Origin of the sequence: Sphingomonas sp. DG1-23 (genome assembly GCF_030730875.1) — a bacterium.
GTDB lineage: Bacteria > Pseudomonadota > Alphaproteobacteria > Sphingomonadales > Sphingomonadaceae > Sphingomonas.
On the sequence record NZ_JAVAMA010000009.1, the window covers coordinates 146,597 to 168,056 of the forward strand.

The window sequence follows — 21,460 nt, forward strand, 5'->3', positions numbered from 1 at the left end:
GACGCCGGTGCAAGCCCGTTGTTGACAGATGGCGCGAAAGCGTTTTGACATCGTTGTCGGAAGTCAGAAGCTGCGCAATCAGCCATGTAACCGGTTACAAAGAGGGTTAGGGGAGAATGTCGTGAGGAAATCCAACAACATGCGGACGAATCTCGCGCGCGGCATTTCGGCTGCGGCGCTTGCTGCTGCGTTGACGATCGGGTCGCCCGCGTCCGCACAGAGCACGTCGACGCTGCAGGGGCATGTCGAAGGTGCCGCGCCCGGCGCGACCGTCACGGTCACCGATACGACGACCGGCCGCAGCGTCACCGCCACGGTCAATGCCGAAGGCAATTACGTCATCGTCGGCCTGCGTCCGAGCACCTATCAGGTCACGTTGTCGGGTGGCGAGGCGGAGACGGTGGTTCTCCCCGTCGGCCAGACCGTTACCTATGACCTCGGCACGCCCGCGGACTCGGCGGGCGCCGGCGGCGAGATCGTCGTCACCGGTACCCGTGACCGCACCGAGACGCGCACCGCCACGGTGTCGACCAATGTCAGCCAGGCGCAGATTGAGAATCTGCCGCAGAACGAGCGCAACTTCCTCAACTTCGCCGCGCTCGCCCCGGGCGTCGCGGTGTCGCCGACCGCGGGCAATCGCCGCGTTCAGGCGGGCGCGGTCAGCTCGGACAACACCAACGTCTTCATCGACGGGCTCAGCCTGAAGAACCCGGTCAATCATGGCGGCGTCGCCGGCCAGAATTTCTCGAAGGGCAATCCCTTCCCGCAATCGGCGGTGCAGGAGTTCAAGGTCGACACGCAGAACTTCAAGGCCGAATACGAGCAGGCCGGTTCGGCGATCATCACCGCGGTCACCAAGACCGGCGGCACCGAATTCCACGGCGGCGCGTTCGGCGAGTGGCAGCCCAAGGCGTTCATCGGACAGCCCTATTTCGAGCGGAATCGCGAAAAGCCCGCCTATAACCGCTGGCAATATGGCGCCGATCTCGGCGGCCCGATCATCAAGGACGTGCTGCACTTCTTCGGCGCGTTCGAAGGCACCAGCCAGAAGCTGCCTTCGACCGCGGTCAATCTGGACCCGAACAATGAGGGCAGGGTCCCGCAAGCGCTCAAGGACGAGTATAACGGCACCTATGCGCAGAGCTTCGAGCAGCGCCTCTATTTCGGCAAACTGAGCCTGTTCGCCACCGACCGCGACACGATCAACGCCAGTGTGTTCGTCCGCAAGGAAGACAATCTTGCCGATTTCGGCGGCAATGCGGTTCCCGAGCATGGCCGCCGGCTGGTGAGCGACATCAACGTCTATCAGGCGGACTGGACCCACCGGGGCGATAGCTGGCTGAACGAACTCACGGTGGCCTACAATACCGTCTCGAACGGCACGCCGCGCAACACCGACGATCCGGAAGTCATCCTCACCAACAATGTCGGCGTCAACGGCGGCGAGGCGGCGCTGCTCGGCGGCAACAGCTTCATCCAGAACGACAATCAGAAGACCTGGACGTTCAAGAACAACGTCACTTTCTTCGGCGGCGATCATACGATCAAGGCCGGCGCGAAGCTGACGCTCAACACCTATGAGCGGCTCGAGGACAGCCGCAACAATGGCAGCTATTATTATTTCGGCGGCACGTTCACCGACGCGGCGACCCAGATTCCCGATGCCGCACGAATCTCGACCGTTCCCGTTGCGCCTGCGGTAGCGAAGAACACCCAGATCGGCTTGTTCGTCCAGGACGACTGGACGCCCGACGAGCATTGGACGATCAACGCCGGCCTGCGCTGGGATTTCGAGACCAACGCCAAGAACGAGAATTTCGTCACCCCCGATCGCATCGCCAATGCGCTGCGCAACTATCAGGGCTGGCAGGCTGCCGGAATCGATCCCGAGGATTACATCTCGACCGGCGACAATCGCAAACCGTTCTGGGGAGCGATCCAGCCGCGCCTCGGCATCAGCTACGACGTCAACGGCGACCGCGACCTGATTTTTTTCGCCGGTGCGGGCCGCTATTATGATCGTCCGCTGTTCATCACCGCGGGCATCGAGACGATCACGAGCTATTATCGGTCGGTCACCACCCTCGCTTTCTGCCAGGGCAGCGGCGGCGCGCCCGTGCCGGGCTGCATCAACTGGAACGACAGCTATCGCGACCCCGACGCGCTTCGCGCGATCGCGACCGCGCAGGGCACCGGCGGCGACGTCTGGCTGCTCAACAACGACACCAAGCTGCCTTTCTCGGACCAGTTCAGCCTCGGCGTCCGCAAGCGGTTCGGCGAAGTGCAGACCTCGCTGACCTTCGCGCATATCCGCAGCCACAACATCTTCCAGTTCGTGCGCGGCAACCGCTTCGAGAATGGCTGGTACACCCGGATCGTCAACCGCGACGGGGCCGGCAACGTCACCGGCTGCTCGGACGGCGGCATCCTCTGGGTTCAGGACAATATTCCGGGCTCGCTGACCAATGCCAATGGCTCGCCGGTACCGACCAGCATCTGCGCGGCGCAGAACGGCCAGCTGCCGGGCTTCAGCGGCAAGCTCAACATCGGCCAGAACGACGGCAAGGCGGTCTACAACGCGATCTATCTGACCGTCGACAAGCCCTATAGCCAGGCATCGGGCTGGGGCTTCACCTTGTCCGGCACCTTCCAGCGCGCCCGCACCAATGTCGGCACCGAGCTCGGCGCCGACGAGTTCTTCGCCGGACCGGACGTCACCCAGTTCGGCTGGCAGAGCGTTCAGGGCGTCGACCAGTACCGCATCGTCGCGACCGGCATGGTCAATCTGCCGCTCGACGTGCTGTTCTCGGCGACCGGCACCTTCGCTTCGGGTCCGGCGTTCGGCTATGCCGGATGCCCGCCGGCAGCGATCACGCCGCCGTCGCCGACTCCCGACGGCGTCGGCTGCATCGCCAATCTCGGCGGCGTGCGCTTCCCGTCGAACGAGTTCGCTTATGCCAATGTCGATCTGCGGCTGACCAAGAAGTTCGTCCTGCCCTGGGGCCACGAGCTTTCGGTCAAGGCGGAAGTGTTCAACGTCTTCGACTCGATCAACCGCAGCTATTCGGGCTGGGGCTCGGGCAACAATCCCGGCGAGTGGGAAGAGAATTCCACCGTCGGCAATGCCCGCAGCTTCCAGGTCGGCGCGAGTTACCGCTTCTAAGCCCCCTTTGAAGCGAACCACTCGGGGGAGGGAGGCCCGGCGTTCCTCCCCCGGTTTTTTTGGTAGTCAGGGTCGCATGAAGCCCGAACTGCGCCGCGTCGGAACCAGCCAGAGCCCGGTCGTGGTGATCGACGGGTTCAGCGGCGACGTGCAGGCGGTGGTCGACATTGCCGCGGCGCTGGCGCCGTTCCCGCCGGACGCGAAGACTTATTATCCCGGCGTCCGCCGCATCCTGTCCGAACGCGACGGTCATGGCTGGGCCTATGTCCGCAGCACGCTCGAGGCGGCCGCGCCCTTTCTCGGCGGGGCCTTCGGCTTCGTCCGCTTCGATCTGCTCGGGGCGAGCTTCTCGATGGTCACCGCCCGCCCCGAGACCCTGGGCCTCGCGCAGCGCGCGCCGCACTTCGATTCGACCGACCCGGACTATATCGCGATCCTGCATTATCTCAGCGACACGCCCGGCACGGCTTTTTACCGCCAGCGTTCGACCGGGATCGAGACGATCACCGAAGCCAATCGCGACGCCTTCGTCGCGGCGGCGCGGCGCGAGAGCGCGTCGCTCAGCGGCTACACCAACGGCTCGAACGGCCATTTCGAGGCGGTCGGCGCGATCGAGGGCCATGCCGACCGGCTGGCCCTCTATCAGGGCCGGCTGCTCCATTCGGGGCTGATCCCCGCCGACATGGACTTCAGCGCCGATCCGCGCCGCGGCCGGCTCACTGCCAATCTCTTCGTCAAAGGATATCGCGCATGATCCGCGCCAGCCTCAGCCTCGCCGCGCTCAGCCTCGCCGGCAGCGCCGCCGCCCAGCCGATCAAGCGGACCTGGATCAACCCGATCGACATCGACTACCGCTACAATTTCGAGCAGATCAACGACAACGCCTCGTACCGCACCGGCGCCGATCCCGCGATCGTGACGCACAAGGGCGCCTATTATATGTTCCAGACGCTCGCCGACGGCTATTGGCGCTCGACCGACCTGATCGACTGGACCTTCATCAAGCCGAGCCGCTGGCCGTTCGACAGCATCGTTGCCCCCGCCGCCTGGTCCGACGGCGAGCGGATCGTCCTTCAGCCGTCGATGATGGAGCCCGAGGCGATCCTCGTCACCGACGCGCCCGAGACCGGCAGGCTCGACTTCCTCGTCCGCCGCATGCCGCCGCTCCCCGGCGCGACCAACAAGGCGCCCGAGGAAATGCAGCCCGGCGAGATCCCGCCCGGCCCGTGGGACCCGGCCTTGTTCAAGGACGATGACGGTCAATGGTATCTGTATTGGGGCTCGTCGAACGTGTTCCCGATGTACGGTGCGAAGATCGCGTTCGCCGACGGCAAGCTCATGTACCAGAGCACTCCCAAGCCGATGCTGGGGATGCAGCCCGCCCTCCATGGCTGGGAGCGTTTCGGCCAGGACCATTGCGCCTGCTGGGCCCCGGGCAAGCCGAGCCCTTCCTATATGGAGGGCGCGTGGATGACGAAGCAAAGCGGGCGTTACTATCTCCAGTACGGTGCCCCCGGCTCCGAATTCAATGCCTATGCCAACGGCACCTATGTGTCGGACAGCCCGCTCGGCCCGTTCACCTATGCGCCGTGGAATCCGGTCGCCTATCGCCCCGGCGGCTTCGCCCAAGGGGTGGGCCATGGCTCGACCTTTCAGGACCGCCACGGCAATTGGTGGAACAGCGGCACCAGCTGGATCGGCTACAACTGGGGCATGGAGCGGCGCATCGCGCTCTATCCGGTCCATTTCTACCCCGACGGCCAGATGGCGGCATCGTCGCGCTTCGGCGATTTCCCGCATTATGCCCCGACCGCAAAGGTCGCCGACCCCGAGAGCCTGTTCACCGGCTGGATGCTGCTCTCGTACCGCAAGCCGGCGACTGCCTCGACCACCATGGGCGAATTCGCCGCGGCCAATGTCACCGACGAGAATCCACGCAGCTTCTGGGTCGCCGGCGCCAACCGGCCCGACGAGACGCTGACTCTCGATCTCGGCGCGGAGAAGACGCTCCGCGCGATCCAGGTCAATTATGCCGACTACAAGTCGAACCGTTATGCCGACGCGCCCGACATCTACACCGAGTTCGAGCTGCAATCGTCGCACGACGGCAAGACCTGGTCGCCGCTCGCCAGAACCGAAGCCCCGCGCCGCGACCGCCCCAACGCCTATCTCGAACTGCCCGCGCCGGTGCAGGCGCGCTTTGTCCGCTACGTCCACGGCCATGTCGGCGCGGCGAACTTGGCGATCAGCGACATCCGCGTGTTCGGCTCCGCCGGCGGCAGGCCTCCCGCCATGCCCGGCGGCGTGACCGCGAAGCGCGCGACCGACCAGCGCGACGCCCGGATCGCGTGGCGCCCGGTCAAGGGCGCGGTCGGCTACAATGTCCTCTGGGGAATCCGCCCCGACCGCCTCACCCTGACCTATCAGCGCTGGGCCGGGCAGGGCACCAGCCTCGATCTGCGCGCGCTCAATGTCGGGCAAGGCTATTGGGTCGCGGTCGAGGCGTTCGACGAGAATGGCGTGTCGCGGCGCTCGAAGCCGGTGCGGATCGACTAGCCTCTTCAATCGCGCCGCGGACTTCCCTAGGAACGGCGGCGTGCCGAGACTTCTCGAAATCTGCGTCGACGATCCCGCGGGCCTCCACGCCGCCATTGCCGGCGGTGCGGATCGCATCGAGCTCTGCTCGGCGCTCGAGCTCGGCGGCCTGACCCCTTCGGCGGCGCTGCTCGACGAAGCGCTGGGCAGCGGCTGCCCGACCCATATGATGATCCGTCCGCGCGCCGGCGGCTTCGTACTGGACGAAGACGAGGCGGCGCTGATGGTCGCGGAGATCGGCCTCGCGGTCGCGCGCGGCGTCGCCGGGATCGTGATCGGCGCGCTGCGGCCCGATGGCGGGCTCGACACCGACGCGCTCGCCCGCTTCCGCGACGCCGCGCGCGACGCGACGCTCGTCCTCCACCGCGCGATCGATCTGGTACCCGATCCGGTCGCGGCGACGCGGCAGGCGGTCGCGCTCGGCTATGACAAGATCCTCAGCTCGGGCGGGGCGCGGACCGCCATCGAAGGCGCGGCGACGCTCGCGGCGATGGTCGCGGCGGCGGGCGATCGGCTGTCGGTCATTGCCGGCTCGGGGGTGATGCCGGCCAATGTCGCGCGGCTGGTCGCGGAGACCGGCGTGCGCGAGGTCCATGGATCGGCGAGCGCGCCCGGCCCCGAGCCCGACGCCGCCACGCTGCGGCTCGGTTTCGCCACCGGTCCGCGCCGCCGCACGGACAGCAGGATCGTCGCCCAGTTGCGCGCGGCACTCATCGAAGGAGATGCAGGTTGAACGAAGCGATCACGAGGCGCGGCGCGCTGGGCCTCGGCGCCGTCGCCACGCTCGCCGCGGGTGGGGTCCGGGCAGCGCCTGCCGATCCCGTTGCGCTGGTTTCCACCTGGGATTTCGGCAAGGCCGCGAACGCAGCGGGAGTCGCCCGCTTCAAGGCCGGCGGCTCGGCGCTCGACGCGGTCGAGGCGGGCGCGCGGGTGCCCGAGGCCGATCCGACCAACCATTCGGTGGGCTATGGCGGCTATCCCGATCGCGACGGCCATGTGACGCTCGACGCGATCATCATGGACGAGGACGGCCGGGTGGGCGCGGTCGCCGCGCTGGAGGACGTCGTCCATGCGATCTCGGTCGCGCGGCTGGTGATGGAGAAGACTCCGCACACCTTGCTCGTCGGCGAAGGCGCGACCCGCTTCGCGCTCGACCAGGGCATGGAGCGCACGAAATTGCTCACCCCCGAGGCCGAGCAGGCGTGGCGCGAATGGCTCCAGACCGCGAAATACCAGCCCGTCGCCAATATCGAGAACCAGCTGCCCGGGCCGCCCGGATCGAGTCTCAATCACGATACGATCGGCATCCTCGCACGGGGGCTCGACGGCCATCTCGCCGCGGCCTGCACCACGTCGGGCATGGCGTTCAAGATGCGCGGCCGCGTCGGCGATTCGCCGCAGGCGGGAGCCGGCCTGTTCCTCGAGAAAGGCGTCGGCGCAGCCGCCTCGACCGGAGTCGGCGAGGAGGTGACGCGCATCGCCGGCACTGCCCGGGTCGTCGCCTCGATGCGCGCCGGCCGGTCGCCGCAGGCGGCGTGCGAAGAGGCGGTCAGACATATCGCCAGACTGCGCGGCGCCGCGGTCCAGGGGTTGCAGGTCGGCTTTCTCGCGCTCGGCGCGGACGGTAGTGTCGGCGCCTATGCGCTGCTGCCCGGGTTCACCTACGCCGTGACCCGCCATTCGGGCGCGGCGGAAGTGCTGCCTTCGGCGAGCCTGTTCGCCGGCTAGGTCTTCCTGTCATCCCGGAAGCGGACATGGAAGCTGCTGACCATCAAGGCACCCCGCCGCAGCAACCGCGTCGGCGCGCTCTTCGACTTCACTGTGAAGCAGCGGGCCGTTCGGGCCATCCTGAGCTGAGGCCGGTCAGCTGCCCAGCCATCCCCCGGTGAACCCCGCCAAGGTCAGCCCGCGCCGGATCGCCGGTTCCTCGCGCATCCGGCGCCAGACGAAGTCGTTCCGATAATTGGCCGCCTGCAACAGGATCGGCCCCTGATCGATGCCGAGATAGTCGTCGTCGACCCAGCCCTGTGTAGGATCGACCGATCCTTTTTCCGGTTTCACTTCATTGTATCGAAAGCTCGGATTGAACGAGTCGAGGAAGCCGTATTTCCCGTAGAGCCGCTCGCCGTAGATGCGACGCATCGCCTCGGCGCAGGGAATGACGATCTCGGGGGCGAAGGGCAGCGAGCCGAGCGCCGCGGTCGGCGCCAGCGTGCCGTCGTCGCGTTCGTCGGGCTGGCCGAGCGGCCCGCGTGCGGCATAGCCGAAGAACTCGCGCGTCTCGCCCTTGAACGGCAGTCGGAAACCGCCGGGCCCGTCGCAGGCAGTGAGGCCCCATATATCCTTCGACCAGCCGTCCCAGCGCCGCGGGTTCGCCACGCAATAGGCGCGGTTGGCATAGGTCGCACGGCGGCTGTTCTCGAAATAATCGAGCCCCGCCGCGCGCATCGGCGCATCCTGGATGCCGCGGAAATCGACCCAGACATGGCTGTATTGATGGCCGAACAGCGGCGCGAAAGCGAGATGACGGGTCGGGCCTTCGCCGCGCCAGCAGCTGGCATATTTCGCGGTCCATGCCTCCCAGCTGCTGGCCGGAAGCGGATGCTCGGGCGCGCCGAGGCCGAGCACATAGACGAACATGCCTTCGTTGTAGCCGGTCCAGCTGGCCGGGATCAGGCCGCGCTCGGGATGCCAGCCCATCGACACCGGCTTGCGTCCGTCGGAACGGAAGAAGCTCCAGTCGGCCCGGGCGTAGATCGCCTGGGCGAGGCGGCGGATCTCGGCCTCGTCCGGGTGGTCGCCGTCATAATAGCGCCCGGCGAACAGCACGCCCATCAGCAGAAGCGTGGTGTCGACGCTGGAAAGCTCGACATCGCGGAAACGGTGGCCGGTCTCCATGTCGATGAAATGGTAGAAGAAGCCCTTGTGCCCGGTCATGCCGCTCGGCGCGGGCCCCTGCGGCGCGTTCCAGAAGAATTTCAATGTGGTCAGCGTCAGGTCGCGCGCCTCGGCGCGGCTGCACCAGCCGCGCTCGACTCCGATCGGATAGGCAGTCAGCCCGAAGCCGACCGAGGCGATCGAGCAGAAGCCCGGCGTCGGCCAGCGATCGGGCACCAGCCCGTTCTTGCGGTTCACCGTTTCCCAGAACCAGCGAAAGGTGCGTTCCTCGATATCCGCATAAAAAGCGGGGAGGGTGTTTCCCTCGGGCGCACCTGCGTCGGGCCGCGCCACCGGCGCGCAAGCGGGAAGGGCGGCCGCGGCGGAAAGCAGCGAGGCGCGGGAGAGCAATGCGCGACGGTCGATCATGTTCGTCCTCATACCCCAAAAAGGCGGGAGGCGGCGCAGAAGATGCCGCCTCCCAGGAGGGGTGTCCTGAAACCGGTTACAATGCGGGCCCGCAAAAACCGCTCAGCCATAAGCTGCGCCGTTCGCGCGGGGCGCGGTGGTGGCGCGCGCGATCAGATGCGGCGCGTGCAGCTCGGTCGGCGCACCGGGGCCCTTGCCCTCGAGCATGTCGACCAGTCGCGAGACCGCGCGTGCGCCGATCTCGGCGATGCGCACCTGAATCGTGGTGAGCGCGAGGTAGCGCGCCAGCGGGACGTCGTCGAAGCCGGCCACCGCCAGATCCTCGGGCACGCTTTTGCCGGCCTGACGCAGGGCATGGAGGCAGCCGATCGCCATCATGTCGTTGGCGGCGAACACCGCGTCGCACGGCGCGCCGCTGGCGAGAATCGCGCGCGCCGCGGCTTCGCCGGCTTCCTCGTTGAAGTCGCCGGCGATGATCCGCACCGGCATGTCCGGCGCAAGCTCGGCCAGTGCCTCGCGAAAGCCCTGCGCGCGCTCCTGCGCGTCGACATTGCCGTCGGGGCCGGCGATATGGACGATGTGGCGATAGCCGCCCGCCAGTAGATGCTCGACCATCGCCCGCGTGCCCGCGCGATTGTCGAGCCGCAGCGCGGGCCGGGACGCGACTTCGCCCGGTGCGTTGATCAGCACCGCGGGCAAAGCCGCGGGCAATGCGCGCTCGAGCGCTTCGGGCGGAATGTGCGGCGCCATCACCAGCAGTCCGTCGACTCGCCCGCGCATCGCCCGGAGCGCCACCGCGGCCTGCTCGCTGTCGTCGTGCATGTTGGAGAGCAGCAGCAGATAGCCGCGCCGGCTCGCCTCGCGGTCCATGCCGCGCACGCATTCGGAGAAGAATTCGCCGTGCAGGTCGGGCAGCACCACCCCGATCGCGTGTGCCCGCGCCAGGCTCAGGCTGCGCGCGCCGGCATGGGGGACATAGCCGAGCTCCTTGGCGGCGGCCATGATCCGCTCGCGCGTCTCGCCGCGAACGTTGTTGAGGCCGTTGAGCGCGCGCGACACGGACGCGGCCGAAACCTCGGCGCGGCGTGCGACATCGCGGATAGTGGCCTCGCCCATTTTGCTCCTGCTCCCGGCCTCACGCATGTTTCCTACGTTTCAGACCGTAAGGGCGATTGCAATCCTCGCCCCGCAAAGGTTATGTAACCGGTTACGGACGGCGGCAACAAGCACTAAAATTGCGTGCGTGCCGCGTGAACGGATTGTGCCGCGTCGGGTTGGGACGCGCGCTTCAGGAGAGGATCAAGATGCTCGATACCAGGATTTCGCGGCGCGCGGCTATGCTCGGGGCAGGCGCGGTCGCGGCCTGGGCCTCCAGCCCCGCCCGCGCGCTGTTTCAGGCCGCGGCGCAGCTGCCGGTGCCGGCCTTCGTCGACGGGCTGGTCGCGAAGATGACGCTCGCCGAGAAAGCGGGCCAGCTGACGATCATGCCCGCGGCATGGAGCGGCGGCGTCGCCACCGCGCTCAATCCCGCCGGCAACGCCCCCGGCTTCGCGCAGCAGCTCGACGAAGTCCGCCAGATGCAGCTGACCGGCGTGTTCAACGGCAACGGCGCCGAGATGGCGCGGCAGATGCAGACCGTCGCGATGAAGGAGTCGCGGCTCGAGATTCCGTTGCTGTTCGCCGCCGATGTGATCCATGGCCACCGCACGATCTTCCCGGTGCCGGTCGGCGAGGCGGCGAGCTTCGAGCCCGATCTCGCCGAGCGCACCGCGCGCATGGCCTCGTACGAAGGCGCCGCCTCGGGGATCGACTGGACCTTCGCGCCGATGGTCGACATCGCCCGCGACCAGCGCTGGGGCCGCACGATGGAGGGCGCCGGCGAGGACGTCCATCTCGGCCGGCTGATGGCCGCTGCGCGCGTCCGCGGCTTCCAGCGCAAGGATCTGAAGGCGGTGGATTCGATGATGGCCTGCGCCAAGCATTTCGCCGCTTATGGCGCCGCCGAGGCCGGGCTCGACTATAACAGCGTCGACATTTCCGAACGCACCCTGCGCGAAGTCTATCTGCCCCCGTTCAAGTCCGCGCTCGATGCGGGCGTGCTCAGTTTCATGGCCTCGTTCAACGAATTGTCGGGCATCCCGGCCACCGGCAACGAATGGCTGATGCGCGGGCTGCTGCGCGGCGAATGGGGTTTCGAGGGCTTCGTCGTCTCCGATTATACCGGCGACATGGAGATGATCGACCACGGCTTCGCGAGGGATTCGCGCGAGGCCGCCAGGCTGGCGTTCCTGGCGGGCGTCGACATGAGCATGACCAGCGGCTTCTATCGCAAGCACCTCCCCGAACTGGTCGAGGCCGGCGAGGTGCCGCAGGCGCGCGTCGACGAATCGGTGCGGAAAGTCCTCGCGATCAAGGCGGCGCTCGGGCTGTTCGACGATCCGTTCCGGCGCATCGACGTCAAGCGCGAAAAGGCCCGCTCGCGCACCAGATCGGCGCTGGAATTGTCGCGCGAGGCCGGCCGCAAATCGATCGTGCTCCTCAGGAACGAAGGCGATCTGCTGCCCTTGCCCAGATCGGGCAAGAAGATCGCGATCATCGGCCCGTTCGCCTCGGGCAAGCACGACCTCAACGGCCCGTGGGTGGTCTATGGCGGCCAGGAATATGCCGTCGATCTCGCCGAGGGCGTGCGCGCCGCGGTCAGCGACAAGAACAGCGTCACCGTCACTGCCGGCTCCGGAGTCGAGGAAGCGCTCCCCGGCGGGATCGCCGCCGCGGTCGCCGCGGCGCAGGCGGCGGATGTGGTCCTGCTCGCGATCGGCGAGAGCGAGAACATGTCGGGCGAGGCCCAGTCGCGTCCCGAGATCGTCGTTCCCGCCCCGCAGCAGGCGCTCGCCGAGGCAGTCGCCGCTACCGGCAAGCCGGTGGTGGTGGTGCTCAAGAACGGCCGCGCGCTCGCGCTGCAGGGCGCCGTCGCCGCCGCCCCCGCGATCCTCGTCACCTGGTTCCTCGGTACCGAGAGCGGCAACGCCACCGCGGACGTGCTGTTCGGCGAATACAGCCCCTCGGGCCGGCTGCCGTGCAGCTTCCCGCGCTCGCCCGGCCAGCAGCCTTATTATTATGCGCACAAGCCCACCGGGCGCCCCAATCCGTCGGACGACAAGCTCGAGCCGTACAAGGCGCATTATCGCGGCATCCCGAACAAGGCGCTCTATCCGTTCGGCCATGGCCTGACCTACGGCAAGATCGACTATGCGGGGCTGCAGACCGCGCCGGCCCTGGCATGGGACGGTCAGCTCACGGTCAGCGCAACGGTCACCAATCGCGGCACCCGCGCCGCCGAGGAAGTCGTCCAGCTCTATATCCGCGATCGCACCGCGAGCATCACCCGCCCGGTCCGCGAGCTCAAGGCGTTCCGCAAGCTGCGGCTCGCGCCCGGGGCCTCCGAAACCGTGACCTTCAAGCTCGACCGTTCGCTGCTGCTGTTCATCGGCCGCGACGACAAGCCGACGGTCGAGCCGGGCCTGTTCGACGTGTGGATCGCCCCCTCGGCCGAGGCGGAGGGCGTCCATGGCCAGTTCGAGCTGATAAAGGGCTGACCGGAAATCCTCCCTCGCGAAGCGGGGGAGGGGGACCAGCGAAGCTGGTGGAGGGGGGCTCTCCACAGGCATATCGCTTGCGGCTACGCCCCCTCCGTCGCCTTCGGCGCCACCTCCCCCGCTGCGCGAGGGAGGATTGGGCTAACGCTCCAGCCCCTTCAGGATCCGCGCGTGCGCGCCTTTCCCCAGCGGGTTGAGCAGCATCAGCCCGCACGAAACCGCCAGCGCGCCCAGCGGCACGAGCGCGATCGTCCAGCGCATCGCCGCCAGCGTCGCCGCGCTCTGCTGGACGTTCGCGACATAGCCCGCATGATCGAATCCCAGCCCGAGGATCGCCGTCGCCAGCCCGATCGCCACCCGCTGGAGCAAGGCAGCCGCCCCGAACACCGCGCCCTCCACCCGCAGCCCGGTCGCCTGCTCGCCATATTCGATCGTGTTGGGCAGCATCGCCCAGAAGGCGAAGTGGAGCCCGACGATCGCCGCCTGCATGCCGACGAGGAAGAGCTGCATCGCCACCGGACGATCCATGTGGACCGCCGCGAACAGGGTCAGCCCCGCCATGCACAGACAGGCCGCGACGAACCACAAGGCGCGGGTCCCCAGCAACCGCTGGAGCAGCATCCATGCCGGCACCGCGACGGCGCTCACCACGCCCATCCACGCCAGCGCGCTCTGCCCGGCATCGTCGCTGCCGAGGAAATATTTGAAATAATAGAGCACCGATTTGTTGAGCACGGTCACCGCGACGATCATCGCCATCATCGCGAGGTTGAGCGTGACGAACGCCCGGTTGGCGATCAGGCTGGCCACGCTGGCGCGTACCGAAGGCGGGGCGGGGGCGGCGGGCACCGCATCCTCGCGATAGGTCGCGCCGACCAGCATCAGGATCGCGGTACCCAGCACCGCGAACAGGATCGCCGCCCATAAATAGCCCTGTGCCGCCACCGCGCCGCCGCTGATCCACGCCCCGATCGGCACCGTCCCGCGCGCCACCACCACCCAGGCGAGCGTCCCGAACAGCATCCGCGCGCCGGCGACGAACGCCCGATCGCGGCTGTCGACGCTGATCCGCGCACCCATCGCCAGATAGGGCACGTTGATCGCGGCATAGGCCGTGCGGAACAGCAGATGCCCGATCACCACCAGAGCGAGCCCCGCCGCGCCGGTGCCGAGCGGCGCATAGGTCAGGATGCAGGCAAGCCCGAGCGGCACGCTCCCCATGATCAGCACTCGGCCATAGCCGTGTCGCGGCCGGCGCCGGTCGGTCACTGCGCCCGCGACGAAATTGGCGATCCCGTCCCAGATCGACGCGGCGGTGTAGATCGCCGCCGCGGTCGTCATCGGCAGCCCCAGCGCGTCGGTATAATAGAATAGCAGGAAGAGCATGATGCTCTGCCAGTAGAGATTGAACGCGAAGTCCCCGAAGGCGAACAGGATCAGCCGGGCCTTCATGGGCAGGGCATCTTTCACAAAGCCATCTCCGTCATGCCGGACTTGTTTCGGCATCCACCGGGCCGCACGCGACAGCCCGGCGACTCCGGCTGCATCGACTGCCTCGCGGTGGACCCCGGAACAAGTCCGCGGTGACGAGAAGAGGGTGCTTCTTGCCTGTTCGGGCACGGATTTGCGGACTTGCCTGTTCGCGTTGTGGCGCCGCCCCTATACCTGAGCCATGAAAGCCCTCGCCGATCCCGCCAACAGCCTCGCCCGCGGCCTTGCCGCGATCCGCACCCGCTTCCAGGTGCCGGAGGGCTTCCCGCCCGCGGTGCTCGCCGCCGCCGAGGCCGCGGCCGCCCGCGCCCCGACCGAACATGTCGACCGCACCGGCCGGCATTTCGTCACGCTCGATCCCGCCGGCGCGAGCGATCTCGATCAGGCTTTCGCGATCGAGCAAGCCGGCGCGGACATGCTCCTCCATTACGCGATCGCCGACGTCGCGTGGTTCGTCGAGGATGGCGACGCGATCGACCGCGAAGCATGGCACCGCGGCACGACGCTCTATCTTCCCGACGGCAAGGCCGGGCTCTATCCGCGAACGCTCAGCGAAGGCGCCGCCAGCCTGCTTCCCGATGGGCCTCGGCCCGCAGTGATCTTCACCGTGCGGGTCGCGCCCGACGGGGCGGTGCATCTCGACGGGGCCGAGCGCGCGGTGATCCGCAGCGCCGCCAAGCTCGCTTATGACAGCGTCCGCGATGCGGATCTGCCGTCCGGCTTCGCCGAGCTCACTGCCCGGCTCCAGCAGGCCGAGGGCCGTCGCGGCGCCGCCCGGGTCGATCCGCCCGAGCAGGAAGTCGCGATGCGCGACGATGGCAGCTTCGAACTGGTCTTCCGTCCGAGGCTGGTTTCCGAGGAACGCAACGCCGCGCTTTCGCTTGCCGCCAACATGGCGATCGCCGAAGTGCTGCGGGCGCATGCGACCGGCCTGTTCCGGGTGATGGCCGAACCCGACGACCATGCCGTCGCGCGGCTGCGCCAGACCGCCGCGGCTTTCGGCCTGCACTGGCCGGCCATGGCGCCGCTGGCGCAGTTCGAGGCCAGGCTCGACTCGCGTGATCCAAAGCAGGCAGCATTCATGCTGGCGGTCCGCCGGGCAGGGCAGGGGGCGTCGTACCAGCCCTTCCAGCCCGGAATCGTCCCGTGGCATGCGGCGGTGGCGGCGAGCTACGCACATGCCACGGCGCCGCTCCGCCGCCTCGCCGATCGCTACGTGATCCGCGCCACGCTGGCGGTGGCCAATGGCCGGCCGGTCCCGGGCGTGGTGACCGAAGCATTCGACGAATTGCCGGCAGTAATGGCGCGCGCCGACGCGATCGGCGGCCAGATCGATCGCGCAGTGGTCGACCTTGCCGAAGCGGTGATGCTGCAGGGCAGGGAAAGCGAGACCTTCGCGGCAATCGTCACCGACGCCGACGATCGCGGCGCGCGCATCCAGCTGCGCGACCTGCCGATCGTCACCCGCGTGGCGATGACGGGCGCGGCGCCGGGCGACGCGGTGACCGTCCGGCTGACCGCCGCCGATCCCGATCGTCAGCGAGTGCGCTTCGAACCCGTGACCTAGTACACGCTATTTCGCGACAAAAGCCGGTGAACGCTGGCCAGGTGATTCCGACTCTCTTCCGTCACCCCGGACCTGTTCCGGTGTCCACCAGGCATCCAGGTGGCGCGATAGAGGCCCTTGACCGGCATCTGCGGCGCGGTGGACCCCGGAACAGGTCCGGGGTGCCGAATTGGCGGGGCGAGGCTCTCCGATCCATCATCCCCGCCGACGGAGGGATGCCGCCCAAGGCCTATCCCAACCTCGCCAGACTCGCCGCAAGCTCGTCCTGCCGAAACGGCTTGGCGAGCCGCGGCAGATCGGGCGAGATGCTCTCCAGATCGGCATAGCCCGAGACGATCAGCGCCTTCACCTGCGGGTGGAGCTCGCGGACCTCGCGCACCAGATCGGTGCCCTGCATGCCGGGCATCAGATGGTCGGTGACGAGGAAGTCGACTCGATTCCCATCCAGATACTCGAGCGCCGCGCGTCCGCTCTCTTTCTCGACCACTTGATAGCCGAGATCGCGCAGCAGCTCGCCGGTCGCGGCGCGCACCGGCGCTTCGTCGTCGACCAGCAGCACCGTGCCCGCCGCCCCGCCCAGGCTGTCGGTCGGGCGCAGCCGCTGTGCCGCCGCAGGGCTGCCGGCGACGGGCAGGAACAATTCGACCAGGGTGCCGAGCCCTGGCTTGCTCGACAGCAGCATCGCGCCGCCCAGCTGCGAGATCAGCCCGTGGACCATCGAGAGGCCGAGCCCGGTGCCCTTGCCGATCCCCTTGGTCGAGAAGAACGGCTCGACCGCGCGCGCCATCGTCTCCTCGTCCATTCCGGCGCCGCTGTCGGCGACGGTGAGCCGCACATATTGGCCCGGCGGAAGTTCGGAGCGATGCCCGGGCTCCAGCGTGGCCGAAGAGGCGGCGAGGGTCAGCCGCCCGCCCTCGGGCATCGCGTCGCGCGCGTTCACGCTGAGGTTGAGGATCGCCATTTCGAGCTGATTGGCGTCGGCGAGCGCGGGCGGCAGGTCTGCCTCCACGTCGACGCTCAGCTTGATCTGCGGCCCCGAAGTACTCGCGATCAGATCGGACATGCCGCGCACCAGCACACCGAGATCGACCGGGCCGGCCTGGAGCGGTTGGCGTCGCGCGAAGGCGAGCAGCCGCTGGACCAGCGTCCGTGCGCGCTCGGCCGATTCGAGCGCCGCGCCGATCAGCCGCCGCTCGCGCTCGCTCGCATTCTGGCTGCGGCACAGCAGGTCGAGGCTGCCGATGATCGGCGTCAGCAGATTGTTGAAGTCGTGCGCGACCCCGCCGGTCAGCTGCCCTAGCGACTCCATCTTCTGCGCCTGACGCAATGCTTCCTGCGCGCGCTCGAGTTCCTCGCGCCGCTCGATCTCCTCGGTCACGTCGCGGCCGATGACATAGGCCTCGCCCTCGCCGGGGGCGGCGGTCCAGGCGAAGCGGCGCCACGATCCATCGCGGGTGCGCAGCCGGGCGACGAAGTCGCGCAGCGGCCCGGTCGCTGCGGCGCGCACCGCCTCGGTCATCCCCTGCGACTCGTCGGGATGCAGGAACCGATCGAAGCGCTGGCCGAGCACGTCCTCGGGGGCATAGCCGAGCAGCGTCTCCAGCGCGGGGTTGACCGCGCGAATCTCCCAGCGTCGGCCGACCACCAGCATCAGGTCGCTGCTCAGCCGCCACATCCGGTCGCGCTCGGCCGTGCGCTCGGCGACTTGCTGCTCGAGCGTTTCGTTGAGCGCCTTGAGCGCCTCCTGCGCCTCGCGGCGCTTGGTCACGTCGCGAACGATGCCGGTGGTGCGGATCGCCTTGCCGCGCGCGCCGCGCTGCACCACCCCGCGCGAGGCGATCCAGCGGACGCCGCCATCGGGGCGGACGATACGATATTCGGTCGAGAATTCCTCGCCGGATTTGATCAGCTGGGTGACGATCGCGGTCACGCGCTCGCGATCGTCGGGGTGGATCGATTCGAGGCGCTGCTCGGGGGTCAGCTCCTCGCCGTTCGCGACTCCCATGATCTCGCAGGTCCGCGCCGACCAGCTGCCGCGCATCGTCCGGAGGTCCCAGTCCCAGGTCCCGATCCGCGCGCCTTCCACTGCCAGTCGCAGCCGGCTCTCGCTCTCGCGCAAGGCCGCCTCGGCGCGCACCCGCTCGACATGCGCCCAGCTCCGCTCGGTCACTTCGCGCAGTAGCCCCAGTTCGTCCGCGGTCCAGCGCCGCGGCTGCGAATCGTGGATGGCCATCAACGCAGTGAGCCGGCCTTCCTTGAGGAAGGGCATGCAGATCGTCGCCTGGATGCCGATGTCGAGGAATGCCCGGGCGCCGTCGTCGCCCAGCAGGTTGGCGTCGTCGATCACCAGCGGATGCCCCGCTTTGAGGCAGGCGACCGCAAGGCTGCCGAACGTCGCGAGGCTGTAGCGCCCGACGATGCTCGGCACATGCGCGGCGTGCCAGTCGCCGCGGATGTTGAACATGTCCTCGTCGGCTTCCATGTCGGCATAGGCGCAGTCCGATCCGCGGAGATGCTCGCCCAGCATCCGCGTGGTCACTGCCATCACCGCATCGGCATCCTTCGCCCGCGCGGTCTCGGTGCCGAGGGTATCGAGGAAGCGCAGCCGCGCCTCGTTCTTGCGCAGCGCCTGCTCGGCCTCGCGCCGTGCCACCGCGTTGCGGGTGCGATCGGCGACCTCGCGGATCAGCACGAGTTCGTCCTCGCTCCATTCGCGCGGGTCCGCGTGATTGAGGAACAGCAGGGCGACGAATCCGCCTTGCTCGGTCACCGGCATGTTGACGAACGATCGCGCGCTGATCGCCGCGAGGCTCGCCGCGCTCGCGGCGGTGCGTGGGTCGCGCTCGGCATTGGCGACGACGACCGTGCGCCCCGCCTTCAGATCGTCGATATAGCTGCCATAATCGCGGAAATGGAGCAGCCCGGCGAGGCTGCTGACCCCGGGCGCGTTCCAGTCGCGCTCGATCCGGATCGTCTCGGCCTGTTTGTCGATCGTGCCATAGCCGGCGCGGCTGACGCCCAGCCGCTGGCCCAGCATCGCGGCCGCTTCATAGGCGATCGCATCGGGATCCTCGAGGTCGCGGATGCGCTCGGCGAGCTCGGCGAGCGCCTCGTGCCGCTGACTCTCGATCCCCGCGCCGTTCACCGCAAGCCCCGCCATTCGTTCGAGAAATCCCGCCGCTGATGCGAGAATACAACGCCTCCAACGTAAAACCAGCCTTTTGGCATGCCGTTCCCGTGGTGTGATGAGAACGTTCTTGAGAACGCTCTCAATCTATGCTCTAAACGCGTCATCCGGGGCGCAAGACTTCGGAGCGAGGGGTGTTGGAAGGTGATCGCGACGCTGCGCAGCGCGTGTCGCGATTCGCTTCGGCCGAGGCTTGGACAGCGTTGTCAGCCTGCGAGCCGCCCCCAAGAGCATAGTTTCGCCGCCCGAAAGGCGGTGCAGGGGAGCGAGGGGCAGGATGCAATCGAGTTTGGCGAGCGCAGCGCGGCTATGGGCGACGATTGCCATGTTCGCCGCCGTGCCGGCCCATGCCCAGCAATCCCCGGTTTCGCCCGCCGCGCACCCCTGGGCCGACGCGACGCTTTCGCCCGCGGCCCGCGCCGAAATGCTGCTCGCCGCGATGACGCTCGAGGAGAAGCTCGCGCTCGTCTACACTTGGTTTCCGCCGATGGCGAAGGATCCGGCCGCGCCGACCGATCTGATCCCCTCCGCCGGCCACCAGCCCGCGATTCCGCGTCTCGGCATCCCGGCATTGCGCGAGACCGACGCCAGCCTCGGCGTCGCCAATCAGGTCGAGCAGCGCAAGGGCGATGTCGCGACCGCATTGCCTTCGGGCCTCGCACTCGCCGCCAGCTTCGATCCGCAGCTCGCTTTCCAGTCGGGCGCGATGATCGGCAGCGAGGCGCGCGCCAAGCGCTTCAACGTCATGCTCGCCGGCGGAGTCAATCTCACCCGCGATCCGTGGGGCGGCCGCAATTTCGAGTATCTCGGCGAGGATCCGTTGCTCGCCGGCACGATCGCGGGCGAATCGATCCGCGGCATCCAGTCGAACCGCATCGTCTCGACGATCAAGCATTTCGCGCTCAACGCCCAGGAAACCGGCCGCTTCGTCATGGACGCCCGGATCGACGAGGCGGCATTCCGCGAGAGCGATCTGCTCGCGTTCCGCATCGCGATCGAGCGCGGCCAGCCTGGCTCGGTCATGTGCGCCTATAACCGGGTCAATGGCGATTATGCCTGCGAGAATGACTGGCTGCTCAATCGGGTGCTCAAGGGCGATTGGGGCTATCGCGGCTGGGTGATGTCCGATTGGGGGGCGGTCCATTCGACCGTCAAGGCCGCGCGCACCGGGCTCGACCAGCAATCGGGTGGCGAGCTCGATACGCATCCCTTCTTCCGCGCCGATCTGCGCAAGGCGATCGAGCGCGGGGAACTCCCCAAAGCGCGGCTCGACGACATGGTCCGCCGCATCCTGTTCGGCAGCTTCTCGACCGGCGTGATGGATGCTCCCGTCGTCGATGCGCCGCAGTCGATCGATTATGCGGGGAATGCCGAAGTCGCCCAACGCGCCGCCGAGGCGGGTATCGTCCTGCTCAAGAACGAGCGCGGCATCCTGCCGCTGGCGAAGACCGCGAAGCGCATCGTGCTGATCGGCGGCCATGCCGATGTCGGCGTGCTTTCGGGCGGCGGTTCGAGCCAGGTCCGCTCGGTCGGCGGCGCGCCGGTCGAGATCCCGCTCACCGGCGGACCTGCAGCCTCGTTCGTGCGCCGCACGTGGCACGCTTCGTCGCCGCTGAATGCGATCCGCGCGCTGGCCCCGCGCGCGCAAGTCCAGTTCATCGACGGCAGCGATCCCGCCGCCGCGGCTGCCGCTGCGCGCGGTGCCGATCTCGCGATCGTCGTCGCCACCCAATGGACGACCGAGGCCGAGGATCCCGAGAGTATCGCGCTCGAGGGCAATCAGGACGCGCTGATCGCCGCAGTCGCCACCGCCAATTCGAAGACCGCCGTGGTGCTCACCACCGCCGGACCGGTGCTGATGCCGTGGATCGATCGGGTGCCGGCGGTGCTCGCCGCCTGGTATCCAGGCCAGCGTGGCGGCGAGGCGATCGCCCGCGTGCTGTTCGGCGAGGTCAATCCCTCGGGCCGGCTGCCGATCACTTTCCCCGCCGCGACCGCGCAGGCGCCGCGCCCGCAGGTGCCGGGGATGGAGCAAGTGCTCGCCGATCCGAAGCGCGGCGAGGACGCGCGTGCGATCAAGCCGTTCGAAGTCCAGTACCGCGAAGGCTCCGACGTCGGCTATCGATGGTATGCGCGGCAGGGGCACACGCCGCTCTTCGCCTTCGGCCACGGGCTTTCCTACACGCGTTTCGACTATACGAAGCTCCGCATCGAAGGCGGCGACAGCCTGAAGGTCAGCTTCGAGATCACCAATCGCGGCAAAAGGGCAGGGGCCGATGTGCCCCAGCTTTATGTCGCTCCGCGCGACGGCGCACGGCCGCTGCGTCTCGCCGGGTTCGAGCGCGTGACGCTGGCCCCCGGCGAGACGCGCCGCGTCACGCTGACTGCCGAGCCGCGCGTGATCGCCGATTATGACGTCGCCGGTGCCAGCTATCGGATCGCGCCGGGCATTTGGCGCGTGTCGGTCTCGCGCGATGCCGCGCAGCCGGTGCTCACGGGAACCACGGAATTGCGGGAGCGCCGGCTGGCGCCCTGACGACACATACCTGGATCGA

At 68.2% G+C, this 21,460-nt stretch carries 12 protein-coding genes; 8 read left to right on the top strand and 4 right to left on the bottom strand.

All coding sequences use genetic code 11. From position 1 onward, the window contains the following. Positions 1-139: 139 nt before the first annotated feature. The 5 genes from Q9Q95_RS15245 (at position 140) to Q9Q95_RS15265 (ending at position 7,486) form a co-directional block, all read left to right on the top strand. Positions 140-3,163: a TonB-dependent receptor domain-containing protein gene (locus Q9Q95_RS15245; protein WP_306097992.1), complete on the top strand. Its 3,024-nt coding sequence runs from the start codon at positions 140-142 to the stop codon at positions 3,161-3,163. A 76-nt stretch (positions 3,164-3,239) separates the two neighbouring features. Further along, the gene (locus Q9Q95_RS15250; protein WP_306097993.1) at positions 3,240-3,917 is read left to right on the top strand and encodes a DUF6445 family protein; all 678 of its coding nucleotides are present in this window, start codon (positions 3,240-3,242) and stop codon (positions 3,915-3,917) included. Then, positions 3,914-5,719: a family 43 glycosylhydrolase gene (locus tag Q9Q95_RS15255; protein ID WP_306097994.1), complete on the top strand. Its 1,806-nt coding sequence runs from the start codon at positions 3,914-3,916 to the stop codon at positions 5,717-5,719. The genes Q9Q95_RS15250 and Q9Q95_RS15255 overlap by 4 nt, the downstream gene beginning before the upstream one ends. Positions 5,720-5,759: 40 nt before the next feature. Beyond that, the gene (locus Q9Q95_RS15260) at positions 5,760-6,491 is read left to right on the top strand and encodes a copper homeostasis protein CutC (RefSeq protein WP_306097995.1); all 732 of its coding nucleotides are present in this window, start codon (positions 5,760-5,762) and stop codon (positions 6,489-6,491) included. Then, positions 6,488-7,486 (top strand): N(4)-(beta-N-acetylglucosaminyl)-L-asparaginase, encoded by a 999-nt coding sequence (locus Q9Q95_RS15265; RefSeq protein ID WP_306097996.1) that lies wholly within the window; start codon positions 6,488-6,490, stop codon positions 7,484-7,486. The genes Q9Q95_RS15260 and Q9Q95_RS15265 overlap by 4 nt, the downstream gene beginning before the upstream one ends. A 135-nt stretch (positions 7,487-7,621) precedes the next feature. Here Q9Q95_RS15265 and Q9Q95_RS15270 read toward each other — a convergent pair whose 3' ends face one another. Both Q9Q95_RS15270 and Q9Q95_RS15275 read right to left on the bottom strand, forming a co-directional pair. Further along, complete coding sequence (locus Q9Q95_RS15270; protein WP_306097997.1) at positions 7,622-9,064, bottom strand: glucoamylase family protein; 1,443 nt, start codon at positions 9,062-9,064, stop codon at positions 7,622-7,624. Positions 9,065-9,166: 102 nt separating this feature from the next. Beyond that, positions 9,167-10,180, bottom strand: a complete 1,014-nt coding sequence (locus Q9Q95_RS15275; protein ID WP_306097998.1) for a LacI family DNA-binding transcriptional regulator — start codon at positions 10,178-10,180, stop codon at positions 9,167-9,169. Between the two features lie 188 nt (positions 10,181-10,368). Between Q9Q95_RS15275 and Q9Q95_RS15280 the strand changes: the two genes are divergently transcribed. Further along, positions 10,369-12,660, top strand: coding sequence for a glycoside hydrolase family 3 N-terminal domain-containing protein (locus tag Q9Q95_RS15280; RefSeq protein WP_306097999.1), 2,292 nt, complete (start codon positions 10,369-10,371; stop codon positions 12,658-12,660). Positions 12,661-12,801: 141 nt separating this feature from the next. Here the strand turns inward: Q9Q95_RS15280 and Q9Q95_RS15285 are convergent, their stop codons facing one another. Next, positions 12,802-14,130, bottom strand: a complete 1,329-nt coding sequence (locus Q9Q95_RS15285) for an MFS transporter (RefSeq protein WP_306098000.1) — start codon at positions 14,128-14,130, stop codon at positions 12,802-12,804. A 202-nt stretch (positions 14,131-14,332) separates the two neighbouring features. On the opposite strand from Q9Q95_RS15285, the gene Q9Q95_RS15290 reads away from it, so the two are divergent. Continuing rightward, a complete protein-coding gene (locus Q9Q95_RS15290) occupies positions 14,333-15,718 on the top strand; it encodes an RNB domain-containing ribonuclease (RefSeq protein ID WP_306098001.1) in 1,386 nt (461 codons plus the stop codon). 229 nt (positions 15,719-15,947) lie between these two features. On the opposite strand, the gene Q9Q95_RS15295 is transcribed toward Q9Q95_RS15290, so the two are convergent. Beyond that, positions 15,948-18,878: a PAS domain-containing protein gene (locus tag Q9Q95_RS15295; protein ID WP_306098002.1), complete on the bottom strand. Its 2,931-nt coding sequence runs from the start codon at positions 18,876-18,878 to the stop codon at positions 15,948-15,950. A gap of 304 nt (positions 18,879-19,182) precedes the next feature. Here Q9Q95_RS15295 and Q9Q95_RS15300 point away from each other — a divergent pair, with 304 nt between their 5' ends. After that, complete coding sequence (locus Q9Q95_RS15300; RefSeq protein ID WP_306098003.1) at positions 19,183-21,441, top strand: beta-glucosidase; 2,259 nt, start codon at positions 19,183-19,185, stop codon at positions 21,439-21,441. The last annotated feature ends 19 nt before the right edge of the window (positions 21,442-21,460 follow it).